At 51.4% G+C, this 15,292-nt stretch carries 17 protein-coding genes; 9 read left to right on the top strand and 8 right to left on the bottom strand.

Translation table 11 applies throughout. The features are described 5' to 3' along the window. Window positions 1–35: 35 nt before the first annotated feature. Window positions 36–938 carry a nucleotidyltransferase family protein gene (locus FPE01S_RS13415; protein ID WP_046369453.1) on the bottom strand — a complete coding sequence of 301 codons (903 nt, stop codon included), beginning with the start codon at window positions 936–938 and terminating at the stop codon, window positions 36–38. Window positions 939–980: 42 nt separating this feature from the next. Here FPE01S_RS13415 and FPE01S_RS13410 point away from each other — a divergent pair, with 42 nt between their 5' ends. Together FPE01S_RS13410 and FPE01S_RS13405 are read left to right on the top strand one after the other, a co-directional pair. Beyond that, on the top strand, window positions 981–1,913 hold the full coding sequence (locus FPE01S_RS13410) for a 1-aminocyclopropane-1-carboxylate deaminase/D-cysteine desulfhydrase (RefSeq protein WP_052955769.1): 933 nt from the start codon (window positions 981–983) through the stop codon (window positions 1,911–1,913). Window positions 1,914–1,936: 23 nt separating this feature from the next. Further along, complete coding sequence (locus FPE01S_RS13405; RefSeq protein WP_046369452.1) at window positions 1,937–2,995, top strand: hypothetical protein; 1,059 nt, start codon at window positions 1,937–1,939, stop codon at window positions 2,993–2,995. On the opposite strand, the gene lipB is transcribed toward FPE01S_RS13405, so the two are convergent. Further along, entirely contained in the window at window positions 2,992–3,699 is a 708-nt protein-coding gene (gene lipB / locus FPE01S_RS13400; RefSeq protein WP_046369451.1) for a lipoyl(octanoyl) transferase LipB, read from the bottom strand. The two genes, FPE01S_RS13405 and lipB, sit on opposite strands and share 4 nt — an antisense overlap. A 47-nt stretch (window positions 3,700–3,746) precedes the next feature. Here lipB and FPE01S_RS13395 point away from each other — a divergent pair, with 47 nt between their 5' ends. Then, window positions 3,747–4,802: an RluA family pseudouridine synthase gene (locus FPE01S_RS13395; protein ID WP_046369450.1), complete on the top strand. Its 1,056-nt coding sequence runs from the start codon at window positions 3,747–3,749 to the stop codon at window positions 4,800–4,802. On the opposite strand, the gene FPE01S_RS13390 is transcribed toward FPE01S_RS13395, so the two are convergent. From FPE01S_RS13390 to FPE01S_RS13365, 6 genes are read right to left on the bottom strand one after another with little or no spacing between them, the layout of a single operon-like run. Then, window positions 4,803–5,762 (bottom strand): hypothetical protein, encoded by a 960-nt coding sequence (locus tag FPE01S_RS13390; protein WP_046369449.1) that lies wholly within the window; start codon window positions 5,760–5,762, stop codon window positions 4,803–4,805. It abuts the gene before it with no gap. Between the two features lie 2 nt (window positions 5,763–5,764). Beyond that, the gene (def, locus tag FPE01S_RS13385) at window positions 5,765–6,343 is read right to left on the bottom strand and encodes a peptide deformylase (RefSeq protein WP_046369448.1); all 579 of its coding nucleotides are present in this window, start codon (window positions 6,341–6,343) and stop codon (window positions 5,765–5,767) included. Window positions 6,344–6,378: 35 nt separating this feature from the next. Next, window positions 6,379–6,795 carry a Holliday junction resolvase RuvX gene (gene ruvX, locus FPE01S_RS13380; protein WP_046369447.1) on the bottom strand — a complete coding sequence of 139 codons (417 nt, stop codon included), beginning with the start codon at window positions 6,793–6,795 and terminating at the stop codon, window positions 6,379–6,381. A 2-nt stretch (window positions 6,796–6,797) separates the two neighbouring features. After that, a complete protein-coding gene (locus FPE01S_RS13375) occupies window positions 6,798–7,709 on the bottom strand; it encodes a UbiA-like polyprenyltransferase (protein ID WP_046369446.1) in 912 nt (303 codons plus the stop codon). Further along, window positions 7,696–8,268, bottom strand: coding sequence for an RNA methyltransferase (locus tag FPE01S_RS13370; protein WP_046369445.1), 573 nt, complete (start codon window positions 8,266–8,268; stop codon window positions 7,696–7,698). The genes FPE01S_RS13375 and FPE01S_RS13370 overlap by 14 nt, the downstream gene beginning before the upstream one ends. A gap of 20 nt (window positions 8,269–8,288) precedes the next feature. Continuing rightward, window positions 8,289–9,899 carry a CotH kinase family protein gene (locus FPE01S_RS13365; protein ID WP_046369900.1) on the bottom strand — a complete coding sequence of 537 codons (1,611 nt, stop codon included), beginning with the start codon at window positions 9,897–9,899 and terminating at the stop codon, window positions 8,289–8,291. A 64-nt stretch (window positions 9,900–9,963) separates the two neighbouring features. Here FPE01S_RS13365 and mutS point away from each other — a divergent pair, with 64 nt between their 5' ends. From mutS to FPE01S_RS26340, 6 genes are all read left to right on the top strand, one after another. Then, window positions 9,964–12,621 (top strand): DNA mismatch repair protein MutS, encoded by a 2,658-nt coding sequence (gene mutS / locus FPE01S_RS13360; protein WP_046369444.1) that lies wholly within the window; start codon window positions 9,964–9,966, stop codon window positions 12,619–12,621. Window positions 12,622–12,702: 81 nt separating this feature from the next. Then, on the top strand, window positions 12,703–13,485 hold the full coding sequence (locus FPE01S_RS13355; protein WP_046369443.1) for a bestrophin-like domain: 783 nt from the start codon (window positions 12,703–12,705) through the stop codon (window positions 13,483–13,485). 1 nt (window position 13,486) lies between these two features. Further along, on the top strand, window positions 13,487–13,762 hold the full coding sequence (locus FPE01S_RS13350; protein ID WP_157474021.1) for a hypothetical protein: 276 nt from the start codon (window positions 13,487–13,489) through the stop codon (window positions 13,760–13,762). A 37-nt stretch (window positions 13,763–13,799) separates the two neighbouring features. Then, window positions 13,800–14,525: a hypothetical protein gene (locus FPE01S_RS13345; RefSeq protein WP_046369441.1), complete on the top strand. Its 726-nt coding sequence runs from the start codon at window positions 13,800–13,802 to the stop codon at window positions 14,523–14,525. 9 nt (window positions 14,526–14,534) lie between these two features. Then, window positions 14,535–15,092, top strand: coding sequence for an RNA 2'-phosphotransferase (locus FPE01S_RS13340; RefSeq protein ID WP_046369440.1), 558 nt, complete (start codon window positions 14,535–14,537; stop codon window positions 15,090–15,092). Then, window positions 15,089–15,214 (top strand): hypothetical protein, encoded by a 126-nt coding sequence (locus tag FPE01S_RS26340; RefSeq protein WP_281176208.1) that lies wholly within the window; start codon window positions 15,089–15,091, stop codon window positions 15,212–15,214. The genes FPE01S_RS13340 and FPE01S_RS26340 overlap by 4 nt, the downstream gene beginning before the upstream one ends. Window positions 15,215–15,292: the final 78 nt, after the last annotated feature.

The following is a 15,292-nucleotide window of genomic DNA, read 5'->3' as shown; positions in this document are numbered from 1 at the left end:
GGGCTTTTTAATGCTGTAATTATACTCTGACCGGATCAGGACTTCCATAAACTGGTCGGGTACTCTCCTGCTGCCACCAGTGCATCCAGGCTTTCCTGAACGCTTGGCGCGTCTTCTTTATACGTCACGCCAAACCAGTTGCTGGAGGTCGGAATCACAGGAATCACTCCCTGGCCGGACTTGCTGAACCTGTCAGCCACAATGGGGATGAAAAATTCGGCTTTCAGGTTTTCCCGGTTCTCTGCCACAAACTCATCAAACATCTGCTGGCTGATCTTAAATACAGACGGATGAAAACACCAGAAGTTCATGGAAACACTGGAATCCAGCGGCAATGTTGCCGGTTCCTGGTCGTCATTACAAACGATCGTTCCGTCCTGGAGGGATATGTTGAGGCGTTCTGCGATGGAAAACAGGTTGCCATTGCCGTCCACCTGGCAGACACCCCGGTTCACCGTACCATGGTCAGAAAGGGTCTTCAATAATTCATAGCCGATGATACTATAAGTATGTTCATTACAGCCATTCCTGCAGAAATCGGCCGCTTTCTCAAATGCATCCCGGCCATAGAAGTCGTCTGCATTGATCACTGCAAAATTCTCCTGAACTGCTGACTCTGCGCAAAGCACGGCATGTGCCGTTCCCCAGGGTTTCGTACGGCCTTCCGGTGCCGGCCCGTCTTTCAGGTGCGCATTCAGGTCCTGGAAAACATAGTCCACTTTTATCTTTCCTTCCAGTTTGCTTCCAAAAACCTCCTGGAAATCCTTTTCAAACTCTTTGCGAATAATAAATACCACTTTTCCGAATCCTGCACGGATGGCGTCAAAAATCGAATATTCCATGATCGTTTCGCCACTGGGACCAAAAGACTGGATCTGCTTCAGGCTGCCGTAACGGGAAGCCATACCCGCCGCCAATATCACAAGGGTTGGTTGCATTCTGCTAAATTTGTTTTAGGGAGCGAATATAAATATTCCCATATGAATTTGAACCTGCATACCAATCCGCCCACCCTCCAGGAGCTGCCCGGATTCCCCGGTCAAACGGTTGCGGCAGATTGCCTGCGGCTTGACCAGGTGCACCCGGTCGTGTCTGGCAACAAGTGGTACAAGCTGCGCTACTGGCTGGAAAAAGCAAAATCTGAGAACAAAGACCGGCTGTTGACTTTCGGTGGGGCCTACTCGAACCATGTCGTAGCCACTGCTCTTGCAGCTGCACTTCACGGTCTCGCCTCAGCAGCGATCATCCGGGGAGAAGAACAGGAATTGAATTCACATACACTTCAGGCCGCAAGGCGCTACGGCATGACCCTTTATCCCGTTTCCAGGCAATTGTACCGCCAGTTGCAGGAAACGCCGGAAAATATTGCGGCAGACCTTGGTGAAATATTATTAAAAAATAATACATTGATCATTCCCGAAGGCGGCAGCGGCAATGATGGTATCCGGGGAGCAGCAACCATCCTGCAACACCTGGAAAACCTCAGCGGCTATACCCATATTGCAGCGGCTGTCGGAACGGGAACAACACTCGCCGGACTCCTCCGGTCCAGCCTGCCGGAACAGCAGGTGATCGGCATTTCCAGTCTTAAAGGAACCGACACCATTACCCCCGCTATCCGGGAATGGGTGCCGGAAAGCAGGGACAGGTTCCGCATCTGGCAGGATTTTCATTTCGGCGGTTATGCCCGTCATCAGCCGGAGCTTTTTGATTTCATGAACCACCTGTATGACACCTGGAACCTGCCCACCGATTTTGTCTATACTGCAAAACTGTTATACGGCATCAGCAAACTGGCGGGCAGAAATTATTTTTCCCCGGGCGACAGGATCCTCATTATTCATTCCGGCGGGCTCCAGGGCAATCTTTCGCTACCCCAGGGAACCCTCAATTTTTTGTCCGCCGAAGCATAGGGTCTGACTTATATTTGCCGGCGATGAAATGGTACGTTGGATATTTCCGGTTCCCGGTGTTGATATTGCTTTGTTCCTGCCTGTTCCAGGTTGCCCTGGGGCAGGATACACTGCCTTCCTTTACCGCTGTGCGCCGGACCAACAACCGGGTGCTCATCAGCTGGACCAATCCTTATGGTCAGAAGATCCGCCAGCTCAGTATTCAAAGGTCGAAGGATAGTCTCCGCCAGTTCAAATCCATCATGACCCTCCCCGATCCTGTCGTTTTGCAAAATGGCTACGTGGATACCAGGTCGCCGGATACCAGTCAGTATTACCGCCTGTATATCCTGCTCGACAGTGGCCGTTATATTTTCAGCACTTCCAGGAAACCTGTAAAATATATTCCGCCACCACCCCCGCCACCGGCTAAAAAGCCGGAACAGCAGGCACCTGTAACAAGGAAATCATCTCAGGCCGGCGTTGTTCCACCGAGACCCGTGGTAACGGAAGAAGACCGTTTGCGGGAGAAACTGTCCGCCCCTGAGAAAGCGGCTGATAAAACTACTGGCAAGCCTTCGGAAAAGCCCTCCGAAAAAGTGCCGGAGATCCCGCCGCCGGTGCTGCCGCCCAAGGAAAATAACAAACCGCCGGTGGTGCCCGTAACGCCGCCGGTAGTTCCCGAAAAGATCTACCAGGTCAAAAGAGGTGACACCCTCAAAGCGCCGGTCCGCGAATCCCTGCTGAAGCGATTCCGGGATTCCGTTACCCTGAAAACAAAGGACACCATGGTTTCCGTGATCAATGACACCCTGATCATCAGGCCATTCGTACCCAAGGAAACCTTTAAGGTCTCCCGCTATGTGTTTACGGATAAAACCGGGTTGCTGCATATTGAGCTTCCGGATGCGGCGACCAGGAATTACAAGGTCCGCTTTTACGAAGAGGACAAGAGTTTCCTGTTTGAGGTAAAAGATATCCGGGACCAGATCCTGTTGCTGGACAAGGCAAATTTCCATCACGCCGGATGGTTCCTGTTTGAATTGTATGAAGACGGCAACCTGAAAGAGAAGAACAGGTTCTTTATCGGAAAAGACTTCTAGCCGGCAACTGGTACAGGAACAGCAGCAGCTGACAACTGCACGTCGAATACTGCCTCAAATTCCCGTAACAGAACAGCTTTCACTTCCGCCATATCCGGTGCAAACCCCAATTCCTTTTCCAGGGAAGTAACTGCTTTCTGCTGAATGCCGCAGGGTACGATATGGCCGAAATAGCTGAGGTCAGGCGAAACATTGAAAGCAAAGCCATGCATGGTAAGCCACCGGCTGCAACGGACTCCAATGGCACAGATCTTCCGCTCCTTTCCCGGTTTATCAGGATCCAGCCATACTCCCGTTTCACCTGCCGAGCGATCTCCCTTCAGGCCATAAACCGCCATCGTCCGGATCACAGTTTCTTCCAGGCGGCGCAGGTATTTGCCGATATCCGTCTCAAATTTCTCCAGGTCAAGCAGCGGATAGCCTACTATTTGTCCGGGACCATGGTAAGTGATATCCCCGCCGCGGTTGGTGCGGAAAAACGCTATTCCCCTGGCAGCCCGTTCCGCTTCATCGATCAGCACATGCTCCATCTTGCCGCTTTTGCCCAGCGTATATACAGGAGGGTGTTCCACGAGCAGGAGCCGGTGTACGGTTTCGCCGCCGATCGCTTTCCGCGCCAGGTTTTCCTGCAGCAGCGTCTCCTGGAGGTCCCAGGCTTTCTGGTATTCCATCTGCCCCAGATCTGTGAACAATACTTCCTGCATTCCGCAAATGTAGCGCTTGGATGCTATTTTTGCGAAAACCCGGCGATATGGCCATTATGGATACAGAAGAACTGGAAGAACAGCAGGAAGCCTCGGAAGAACTATATGAACAACATGTTTTCCGGATCGACGGTGGTCAGGAACTGATGCGGATCGACAAGTTCCTGGTTTCCCGGATAGAATATGCCACCCGCAATAAGGTCCAGAAAGCGATCGAGGCAGGCAGGATCCTCGTGAACGGACGGCCAACCCAATCCAACTACAAGATCCGTCCCGCGGATGAGATCGTTATTTATTCGCACTACGAAAAGAAAGGGGAACATATCGTTCCACAGCAGATCCCGCTGAATATCCAGTTCGAAGACCGCGATATCATGATCATCAACAAACCGGCAGGTATGGTGGTGCACCCGGGCAGCGGTAACCCGGAAGGCACCCTGATCAATGGTGTCGCCTGGTACCTTCAACAAACGGATAAATCCATTTCAGAAGAAACGTTACCCCGGTTCGGGCTCGTTCACCGGATCGACAAAAACACCACGGGGCTGATGGTGCTGGCGAAAACTGACCGCGCTGTCACTTCCCTGGCAAAACAGTTTTTCGATCATACGATCTTCCGGCGGTATATCGCGCTGGTATGGGGAGATGTGGAAGCAGATGAAGGTACGATCATCGCTCATGTGGGCCGCCACCGGCGTTTCCGTAAACTGTACGATGCCTACCCTGAAGGCGAGCACGGGAAGGATGCCATTACCCATTACAAGGTACTGGAACGCTTCGGCTACGTAACCCTGGTAGAGTGCCGCCTGGAAACCGGCCGGACGCACCAGATCCGGGTGCACATGCAGCATATCGGACATTCGCTCTTCAACGATGATTTTTATGGCGGTGACCGGATCGTGAAAGGAACGGTGTATGCGAAATACAAGCAGTTCGTGGACAATTGCTTTGAGATCTGTCCCCGGCATGCCCTGCATGCCCGCAATATCGGGTTTCAGCATCCGACCACAGGCGAACAGGTTTTTTTCGAAGCGCCGTTGCCGGATGACATGGACCAGCTGATCGAAAAATGGCGCCGCTATACTGCAGCCAACCGGAAATAGTTACTGAAAATCGAAGAGTGTTGCTGTAAATACACCAGTCTCTCTTTTTTTGAAGGGGTATTTCCAGGTACCGGTGTACCGCAACAGGGTAGGCAACAGGAGGTCTCCTTTCCTGCTGATGCTCACTTCCATCTGAACATCAAAATCATACAGGCCGGTGTCGTAACTGAGGTCGTATTTCCGGCCAATGATGCGCATATCGGTTTCATCAAACCAAGTGGTAATCTCGTTGAATACCAGCTGATCTTTCTGCGCTTCACTGAGCCCTTCGCGCGGGTAGATCCGAAAAACATAGGCGAGATTTCCCTGGTAGGGCATCATGTCAATCTCGAAATTATACAGGTCAGCCTGCGGCGGTTCATAGATATTGATCTTATCCCCGATGAAGGGAATGCCGGGGATCTTTTTCCCGGGATTGAAGAACAGCATCTTCAGCTGCTCCTTGTGCTTTTCGAGTCCGCGTTTTCCTTTGAGGGAAAGGTCCGCAGCCTGCACGGAATTGTCCTCACCGCAGGTCGTATCGGCGGTAAAAAATAACCCGGCATACATAGACATGGTATAGTAGTTCCATTCTCCCCGGCGATTGCGGATATCACCGGAAGGATGTTCTTCCAGCACCGTCATGTAGCGGCAGCCCTGGTCAAAGGTTTGCCGGGTACGGCTCTCGAGGCCCGCTACCTGATTGTCTTTTCCGTCGAAAAGCCGCACATCATTGAGCGCCGTATAGCTGACCTCGTGAAGATTTTTGAATGCCCGGTAAAAGCTGGTATCAAATTGAATGCGCCGGATAAAGGATGGAACATCCATATTCCGGTGAACGATTACCTCCTTCAGCGTAACAATCTTCCTGTCTACCACGATAGTGGTATCATGCCTTCCGGTTGTTGAATCAGCCTGCGCCCTGCTCTTTAGAGCGGGAAGCAACAATAGCAGCAGGATGAGGCAGCGGGCAGCAGGCATTATTATTTCGGGAAAAGCATGCGGTAATCCACCCTGATCTTTCCTTTGCTGATATCGTCCAGCTTTCCTTTCAGCAATTTGCGTTTCAACGGTTTGATGTGATCGATGAACAGTTTGCCATCGAGGTGATCGTACTCATGCAGGATCACGCGGGCAGTGATCCCGGTAAAAGAAGCTGTCTGCGGTTCGAAGTTCTCGTTCACCCAGGAAAGTGTGACTGTCTCAGGGCGTAAAACATCTTCCCGGATCTTTGGAATGCTGAGGCAGCCTTCGTTATAAGGCCAGTCGTCGCCATCAAGTGTGGCAATGTGGGCGTTGATGAAAACCTGCCGCACTCCTTCATCGCCAGGGTAATCATTTTTTTCATCCGGCTCCAGATTATCGATAATCTGTTTGCTATCCACCACGAAAACCCGGATGGAACGGTTGATCTGGGGCGCTGCCAGCCCTACCCCATTGCTGTTATACATGGTTTCCCACATATCTGCCAGCAATTGCTGGAGATTGGGATAGTCTGCAGTAATATCTTCTGCAACCTGTCTCAACACCGGATGTCCGTAAGCTACAATTGGTAGAATCATCTGTTCTTGTTCAATGGGCAAAAATAAGGAATCTCCTAACGACTTTGGCTTTCGAGGAACTCCTGCAGCAGGATGGTGGCGGCGATCAGGTCGACCATGCCTTTGTCGCGGCGGTCTTTTTTCTTCATGCCGGATGCGATCATACTCTGCTTTGCCATCTTCGAGGTAAAGCGTTCGTCGACCCCTTCAATCGGGATCTGGGGGAATTCCTTTTTGAAACGGGTTACAAAGGCCTGCACCAGCGGGGTGGCATGGGTATCGGAATCGTCCCAGTTTTTGGGTTCGCCAATGATCACGTGGTCTACGGTTTCTGCAGCGAAGTATTGCTTCAGAAAGGGGATCAGCGTTTTGGTCTCAACGGTCTGCAGTCCGCTGGCGATGATCCTGAAGGGATCGGTCACTGCGATGCCGGTCCGTTTGCCACCATAATCGATTGCCATTATCCTGCCCATAGTCAGAAAAGGTTGGTGTGGAAGAAAAGATCAGCGATCACAAACACGGCGAACACCACGCTGGCGATGCCATTGGCCGTCATAAAGGCAAGGTTCACCCGTGTCAGGTCATTGGGTTTTACGACCGAGTGCTGGTACAGTAACATGCCGATGAATACAGCAACACCTAACCAGTACGTCCATCCGAAATGCCCCTGAACCCCGGCAGTCACCACACAGGTAGCGCTCAGGAGGTGCAGGAATTCGGAAATGTGCAGGGCGTTTTTCTTGCCGACTGCTGCCGGAATGGAATGCAGGTGCTGGCTTTTATCAAAACTTTCGTCCTGCAGGGCATAAATGATATCAAAGCCGCTTACCCAGAAGATAACAGCGAATGAAAACAGTATCGGCAGCCAGGCGAAATACCCTGTCACTGCCAGGAACGCACCTATGGGAGCAAGTGAGAGTCCCACCCCCAGTACGAGATGGCAGAGTGCCGTAAACCTTTTGGTATAGCTGTATCCCAACACTACGGCGAGGGCGACTGGTGAGAGTATAAAGCAGGCACGGTTGATCAGCAACGTTGTTCCGATAAAAAAGACACTATTGACAACGGTAAACAATAGTGCCTTATCGGCACTGATGATTCCGGCAGGGATCTCTCGTGCGGCGGTGCGGGGATTAAGTGCATCAAAGCTACGATCGAGGTAACGGTTGAATCCCATTGCCGCGCTGCGCGCAAAGACCATGCAGAGCACTACCAGCAGGAACTGTATCCAGAAATAATTGCCATACCAGCCCATTGATTCAGGTAAGCTAAGCGGGTTTGCTTTTTTCTCCGCCACGCCCAGGAAAAAACCGATCATCGCAAACGGCATAGCGAAAATGGTATGGGAGAATTTGACGAGGCTCAGGTAGTTTTTAATCGTGCTCATGTGTAGTTGAATTAGTTGCCGGCAATAATGCAGGGATTCTTACCCGCATGATTTCCCACAAGACGATCCCGGCTGCCACGGAAATATTCAAAGAATGTTTCATGCCCAGTTGCGGAATTTCGATGCATCCATCACAATGTGTCATCACAGCCTGGTCCACACCATTTACTTCGTTGCCGAATACCAGGGCGATCTTTTCACCGGGAACAGTTTCAATATCATCCAGGCGAAGGCTGCCGGCGGCCTGTTCTACGGCATAGATTCCGAAGCCGGTGGATTTAAGTTGCAACACAGCGTCCAGGGTGGACGGGAAATACGTCCAGTTTACCGTTTCGGTAGCACCCAGCGCCGTTTTCTGGATATCCCGGTGCGGCGGCTGCGGCGTGTAACCGCATAGACAGATGGAATCGATCAGGAATGCATCGGCAGTACGGAATACCGAACCCACATTGTGCATGCTGCGGATATTGTCAAGCACCACTACAACAGGCGACTTCTCAGCGGCACGGAATTCTTCCACGGTTTTTCGCTGCAGGTCCTGCATCGATTTTTTAAGCATGGCGCAAAGATAAAGAATGCTCAGCGCTTGATCAGCCGCAATACCTGTTTCTCTCCCTCGCCATTGGCAGCCCTCACCAGGTAAACGCCCGGCGCCCAGGCGGCGGAAGGCAAAAGTACCTGATTCATTCCCTGTTGTGCAGGGACCGTGGTGTGATACATCCGCCGGCCTGACATATCATATATCAGCAAATCAACAGATTGTTGCCCGCGGGACAGGATCCTTACGGGCAGATCACCGGTAAACGGATTGGGATAAGCTTTCAGGAGGAAAGTACCGGGTTGTTTTTCCGGCCAGTCCATGCAGTTTCCTGTATTGGGCAGATTCTGGTCAATCCAGTGCAGGCGGCTGACGAGCCAGGTTTTCAACTGTGCAATTTCTCCGGCATAGGTAGCCGGAATGGGTTGTGGATTGGGCCAGACATATTGTCCCAGCACCGGCCACCGAGCAAAATGCCGCTGTTGCGCCTCATTTACCAGGGCGGCAATGGAATCGATTACCTGTGTCAGTTTTGCTTCGCTTACCACCCCCGACCTGACCTGTTTCCACCGGCAGCGTAATGCGGCAACATAGGCAGTGTCTTTGAACAGCCTGTCCCACCAGAAGGGAACCAGTCCTGCGGGATCGGCAGGACAAACCCGGTTGAACCGGAAAGCCCAGCCGGTATCGGCGCTGCCATCACAATAATCTGCATTACGGAAAGCGAGATCATAGTCCCACACCGGTCCGGCTTTGATCCTGCCATCGGTGGTATTCCTGTCTTTGTGAAAAAAAGAACTCAGCCGGTAACCATCCACATTCCTGCTGATCTCATTCACATAGAAATAGTCCATGAAAGTATTCAGGTCGGCATAGTGGCGTACGCCCCGTTCAGGATCCTGGAAGTACGGCGCCTGTAACGATGCCTCAAAACTATCGACAAACTTTTTCAGGTAGCTGGCCTGCATGCCGGCAATATCTTCCACTTTGGGATACACATAGGAAAACTGGCGACCGCAGAAATCACTCCACCAGCCATCCGGCTCTTTATCCAGGCTGAATATATATCCCCCGGTGACAGCATCGCCGGATGCGTCGCCGGATGCGATTTTGGTGATGGCTACCCGGTTGCTGTTTCGCTTGATCTTTTCCATCAGCACGTAAACACCACGGTAGTCATCATTCAGTACCAGTTCCACGAAACGGCATCGCGGCGCCCACTGTCCCAGTGATGCGGCAATAGTGTAGGCAAGTACATTGCGCAGGAGAGTCTTGTCGGTGTAGGGCGCATACAATACCCAGTCGCTTTCGGCGGGCATGCCGAGGAGTGAGGCATCCAGGCTGCCTCCTGTGGCCTTTTTAAGGTCAACACTGTAGGATTTCATCGGGAACATCTGTGAAGACTGCCCCCTGATCTCAATGGCGATCTTCCCCTGGTATTCATTAAAAGGATCTGCCAGGGAATTGCGCTGGCCCTTTCCATTATAAATGATTCCCATATCAGCCATGATTTTGGGGTCATCCGGAATTTCCTGGCCGTTGGTACTGATCACAATAATGGGAAGATCAGAATCGTGAAAATCACCTGGCTGAGAGAATGCGCTAAATGTGAATAAATAGAATAAAACAGTTAGTAACGAGATCCTACGCATGACAGGCAATTGGTTATCAAAATAGTAATTTTCCGCGCTATTTTTGCCCCTTATTTTGTCAGACATGTCGAAGTCCGTTGAAACACCCTTAATGCAACAACACAATGCCATCAAGCAGAAATATCCTGATGCAGTGCTGTTGTTCCGGGTGGGTGATTTTTATGAAACATTCGGAAGTGATGCCATCATCGCTTCACAGGTGCTGGGCATTACCCTGACGAAACGCAACAATGGCGCAGCCAGTGCTTCAGAACTTGCCGGGTTTCCGCACCATGCCCTGGATACTTACCTGCACAAACTGGTGAAAGCCGGCTACCGGGTAGCGATCTGTGATCAGCTGGAGGATCCGAAACAGGCAAAGGGGATCGTCAAACGCGGCGTGACCGAAATGGTAACGCCAGGTACGGCTACCAATGAGAAACTGCTGGATCACCATGCCAATAATTTTCTGGCCTGCCTGCATTTTGTAGACGACAACCAGTTCGGCATTGCCTTTCTGGATATTTCCACCGGCGAATTTTTCCTTGCAGAAGGCGACCGGGAGTATGCAGATAAACTGCTGCAGAGTTTTCAGCCCGCTGAGATCCTGTTTCAGCGGCATCGCCAGAAATTGTTCAAGGAATATTTTGGCACGAAAGCTTATACCTATACCCTCGACGAATGGGTTTTCCAGGAACATTATACGCGCGAGCTGCTGCTGAAGCAGTTCCAGACCCATAGCCTCAAGGGTTTTGGGGTGGAAGATCTGAACAACGGGTTGACTGCTGCCGGCGGCCTGCTGCATTACCTGAAGGATACCGAACATCCCAACCTGCAGCATATCCGGAGCATTCAGCGTATCGACCGCTCGGATTTTCTCTGGATGGACCGGTTCACCATCCGCAACCTTGAACTGCTGGGCGGTGCCAACGCTGATGCGCATACGCTGCTGAAGGTACTTGATCATACAGTGTCGCCCATGGGCGCAAGGTTGCTGAAGCGCTGGATGGTATTTCCCCTCAAAGACCGCCGCCGGATTGAAGAAAGGCTTGACCTTGTGGAATACCTGATCGCAGCTGCTGACCTGCGCCCTGCCCTGATCCAGCACATCAGGGCCTGCGGTGATATAGAAAGACTTGCCAGCAAGGTACCCATGAAAAAGTCCGGTCCACGGGAAGTATTGCAGCTGGCCCGCGGTCTCGTGCAGGTAGCTGCCATGCAGCAGCTTTGCCTGGAAAGTGACAATGCCTGGCTCCGCCGGCTGGGAGATACACTTGATCCCTGCAGCGGGCTTGCTGCGAAGATCCAGGAAACACTCAGCGAGAATCCGCCGCCAACCATCCAGAAAGGCGACTTTATCCGGAAAGGTGTCAGTGCTGAGCTGGATGAGCTCCGGGAGATTGCTTCCACGGGAAAAGAATACCTGGTGAAACTGCAACAGGAAGAAGCCCAGCGGACCGGGATCTCCTCGCTGAAAGTTGGTTTCAATAATGTATTCGGCTACTACCTTGAAGTAACGAATTCACACAAGCAGAAAGTACCTGCCGAATGGATGCGCAAACAGACACTGGCCAATGCGGAGCGGTATATCACGCCTGAGCTGAAGGAATATGAAGAGAAAATCACCGGCGCCGAAGAAAAGATCATCCGGCTGGAAGCAGGGATCTTTGAAAAGCTGCTGGAAGCATTGCTGGAATACCTCTCTCCCATTCAGACCAATGGTAATATTGTCGGGATCCTCGACTGCGTGCTTTGTTTCGCACAGGTTTCACTTTCCTTCACCTACCGGAAACCGCAGCTGCACGATGGCGATAACATGAAGATCATCGCCGGGCGGCATCCTGTGATCGAAAGGTACCTTCCGCAGGGAGAACAATACATCAGCAACGATCTTGTTCTCGATAAAACGCAGCAGCAGCTGATCATTCTGACAGGCCCCAACATGAGTGGTAAGAGTGCCCTGCTGCGGCAGGCCGCATTGATCACGCTGATGGCGCATATGGGTTGTTTTGTGCCTGCTGATGAAGCGTTGCTGCCTGTAACTGACAGGATCTTTACCCGCGTGGGCGCTTCCGACAACCTCAGTGGCGGCGAATCAACCTTCATGGTGGAGATGAATGAAACCGCCAGTATTCTCAACAACCTTACCCCGCGATCACTGGTATTGCTCGATGAAATCGGACGTGGCACATCGACCTATGACGGCATTTCCATTGCCTGGAGCATTGCTGAATACCTGCACCAGTGCGAGCAGCAGCCGCTTACTTTGTTTGCCACGCATTATCATGAGCTCAATGAACTGGAAGAAAAATGGAGCCGGATCCGGAATTATCACATCACCAACCGGGAGTCTGGCAATAAGATCATTTTCCTGCGCAAGCTTGCACCGGGCGGCAGTACCCACAGCTTCGGTATTCACGTTGCCCGCATGGCCGGCATGCCCGCCGCACTCATCGACCGCGCCAATGAAGTACTGGCACACTTAGAAGCGAAACCTATCGAAGGTGTACCCGCAGAAACAGCCAATGTTGCCCCTGTACCTTCCGCCGCCGGGGCCAGGGCAGTAAAGGAAAAGATAAAGGCAGTGGACAGTCCGCAGTTCCAGTTGTCCATTTTCGATATCCATTCGCAGACTTTTGACAGCATACGGAAACAACTGGAAGCCGTTGACATCAACAGACTGACACCAGTAGAAGCATTACTGAAATTGCAGGAGGTTAAAAAACTGCTGGGGAGTAGCTGACCCTTTTCGTTTTACCGTAAAACCTTTTCGATCTATTGTACGCGCACAGGGTGATTTTATATTTGCAGGCAACAGTCCATCATGCGTTACTCCCTGCTCTTCCGCACAGAAGCGTCTACGCTTTGTGTCCTCCTGTTCCTGTTTTGTATTGCCACCGTTATACTGGGCAGGTATATCCGTAACCGATTTTTTCAGAATGACGCACAGGAGTCCCGGGGAGGAGTCAACTCGTTGTTGGGTGCATTGTTCGGCCTTTGGGGTTTTCTGCTGGCTTTCACCTTCAGCAACTCGTCTGCGAAATTTGAGAACGTCAGGATTGTAACGGTTGATGAATCCAATGCCATCCGCAACACCATTCTGCGTACTGACGCAATTCCCGACAGCCTGCGGAAGGTTTTCAGGTCAAATCTAAGGGCTTATACAGACGTTATGATCGACTATTATAACGCAAAAAAAATCAGCGAATTCAACATCGCAAGGGAAAAAGCAATAGCAATCAGTTCCCGGTTATGGACGGACGCTGTCAACACTGCACAGCTGCCGGGAGTCGCTGGTCCGGGTTCCGTTATGATGTCGTCGCTGACAACAATGTTCGACCTGGCAGAGAAAAGAGATGCGCTTTTGCAATCAGGTGTTCCTGACCTGATCATTTATATACTTTTCGCACTGGCGCTGGCGATCAGCTTTATTGGTGGGTTCACCACACCTGTGATCCAGTTTAAAGAATGGGTCGTTATCTGTGGGTTCCTGGTGATGGCCTGTTCGATCATTTATGCGACATTGGACCTGGGCCGGCCATTAAGGGGTACAATCCAGCTGAAGACAGGCAAGGAGCGACTGGTTGAAATACAAAGATTGTTCTGAAATGAAAACAGCCCTGCGATCACAAATTACCTGTTTCGCCTTTAGTATATTACTGTTGGCAATGCAGGCATGCAGCCAGGATACTGAAATTGACCTGAAGGAAAGTGACGTGCCGCCCGATGTGGTGGCTGCTTTTAAAGGAAAACATCCCACCGCGCGCAACGTGGAATGGGAAGCAGAAAAGAAGGGTGGCCAGTTTTATTTTGAAGCTGATTTTGAAGAAGATAGTCTTGAGCTGGAAGTAAAACTTGCCCCGGATGGCAGCTTTCTGAAATAATGTTTGGTTTTTTTATAATTTCAGCGGAAACCTTTCCATGAACAATTCCGCACCGGTACTGAACAAAATCACCTTCTTTATTGCGATCGGGCTGCTCGGCGTGTTTGCCGTGCTGACCGGGTTTTCCCGTACGTTCATGTTACCCGTTGCTGCCGGAACATTTTCAGCGCCACAGGTGATCTATTGGCATGGAGCCCTTGCCTTCAGCTGGGTACTGATCTTTCTCACGCAGGCATTGCTGGTGAAGGCAAAACGTTTCCACTGGCATCCGCGGCTGGGCATTGCCGGAATTGTTGTAGCGATTGGTACTGCATTCACGATGATCCCCGCAGGCTTGTTTGCTGTGGAGAAAGGCCTGCGTGACGGGCTGGGACAAACAGCCATTTCCAGCCTTTTCGGAGTAGTTACAACAGCCATCATGTTTTTGGGATTGGTTTTGTCAGGCTTGTTCCTGCGGTCTCAGCCAGCCGTTCACAAAAGGTTAATGCTGCTGGCAACGCTTGTGTTGCTGTGGCCTGCCTGGTTCCGGTTCAGGCATTTTTTTCCGGGCATTCCCCGGCCGGATATCTGGTTTGCCGTGGTACTGGCGGACAGCCTGATAGTTGCGGCCTGGATCTGGGACAAAAAGACAAATGGCCGGGTTCACCCGGTACTGCTTTATGTTGGCCTGTTCATTATCGGGGAACACACGCTGGAAGTGATCTGCTTTGACAGTGAGGGTTGGCGACAGGTATCCAATTATCTTTACCACCTGCTATCTTAACCTTATCACGTGAAAACAACTACAGAAATAACCCGGATCAGCAAATTCTTAAGCCTGGTACTGCGGCACCAGCCGTCAACCATAGGATTAGCGCTCGACGCTAACGGCTGGGCAATCATAGGTGAGCTGCTTGCAAAAAGTAATGCTGCCGGCATTGCTATCGACCTTGAATTGCTGCAGCATATCGTTGCCACCAATAGCAAAAAACGTTTCGCTTTTGATGAAAGCATGACTAAGATCCGTGCCAGCCAGGGACATTCCATCGCTATTGACCTGGAATTGCGGCCGACTGCGCCGCCGGAGATCCTGTACCATGGCACCGCGGCTGCGAATGTTCAGTCAATCATGACAAACGGCATCAGTAAACAAAGCAGGACCCACGTTCACCTGAGTACAGATCAGGAAATTGCCCGCACTGTCGGTGCGCGACATGGTAAACCCTTTGTGTTTGAAGTGCGCGCCGGCGAAATGTCGGCAGCGGGATATCAATTCTTTCTGTCCGAAAACATGGTCTGGCTGACGGAATACGTGCCCACAGAATTCTTGCCAATCAGTGCCGATTTATGAAACTGACAAAACTTGAGGCAGTATATTTTGCAGCAATTACCGCCTGGCATACTTTCCTGTTGTACTACATGTGGATCGCTTCACCCTATCCGTTGTGGTTTTCCGGGTCGTCTCTGTGTTAATTGTCGTGATCTCCTTCGTAATGCTTATTTTTTTCAGGAAGATGGGGCGGCGGCGGCAATTGATCACCCTGATAATTG

It is taken from the genome of Flavihumibacter petaseus NBRC 106054 (genome assembly GCF_000974785.1).
Taxonomy (GTDB): Bacteria; Bacteroidota; Bacteroidia; order Chitinophagales; family Chitinophagaceae; genus Flavihumibacter; species Flavihumibacter petaseus.
This window is presented reverse-complemented; position numbering and strand designations above follow the sequence as displayed.

Coding starts and splice junctions, on each gene's coding strand:
- FPE01S_RS13375 (WP_046369446.1), bottom strand. CDS start 7,709: ATGAGCACGATTAAAAACTACCTGAGCCTCGTCAAATTCTCCCATACC.
- mutS (WP_046369444.1), top strand. CDS start 9,964: ATGTCGAAGTCCGTTGAAACACCCTTAATGCAACAACACAATGCCATC.
- FPE01S_RS13405 (WP_046369452.1), top strand. CDS start 1,937: ATGAAATGGTACGTTGGATATTTCCGGTTCCCGGTGTTGATATTGCTT.
- lipB (WP_046369451.1), bottom strand. CDS start 3,699: ATGCAGGAAGTATTGTTCACAGATCTGGGGCAGATGGAATACCAGAAA.
- FPE01S_RS13350 (WP_157474021.1), top strand. CDS start 13,487: ATGAAAACAGCCCTGCGATCACAAATTACCTGTTTCGCCTTTAGTATA.
- FPE01S_RS13370 (WP_046369445.1), bottom strand. CDS start 8,268: ATGCTTAAAAAATCGATGCAGGACCTGCAGCGAAAAACCGTGGAAGAA.
- FPE01S_RS13390 (WP_046369449.1), bottom strand. CDS start 5,762: ATGCCTGCTGCCCGCTGCCTCATCCTGCTGCTATTGTTGCTTCCCGCT.
- FPE01S_RS26340 (WP_281176208.1), top strand. CDS start 15,089: ATGAAACTGACAAAACTTGAGGCAGTATATTTTGCAGCAATTACCGCC.
- FPE01S_RS13410 (WP_052955769.1), top strand. CDS start 981: ATGAATTTGAACCTGCATACCAATCCGCCCACCCTCCAGGAGCTGCCC.
- FPE01S_RS13355 (WP_046369443.1), top strand. CDS start 12,703: ATGCGTTACTCCCTGCTCTTCCGCACAGAAGCGTCTACGCTTTGTGTC.
- FPE01S_RS13395 (WP_046369450.1), top strand. CDS start 3,747: ATGGCCATTATGGATACAGAAGAACTGGAAGAACAGCAGGAAGCCTCG.
- FPE01S_RS13345 (WP_046369441.1), top strand. CDS start 13,800: ATGAACAATTCCGCACCGGTACTGAACAAAATCACCTTCTTTATTGCG.
- ruvX (WP_046369447.1), bottom strand. CDS start 6,795: ATGGGCAGGATAATGGCAATCGATTATGGTGGCAAACGGACCGGCATC.
- def (WP_046369448.1), bottom strand. CDS start 6,343: ATGATTCTACCAATTGTAGCTTACGGACATCCGGTGTTGAGACAGGTT.
- FPE01S_RS13365 (WP_046369900.1), bottom strand. CDS start 9,899: ATGCGTAGGATCTCGTTACTAACTGTTTTATTCTATTTATTCACATTT.
- FPE01S_RS13415 (WP_046369453.1), bottom strand. CDS start 938: ATGCAACCAACCCTTGTGATATTGGCGGCGGGTATGGCTTCCCGTTAC.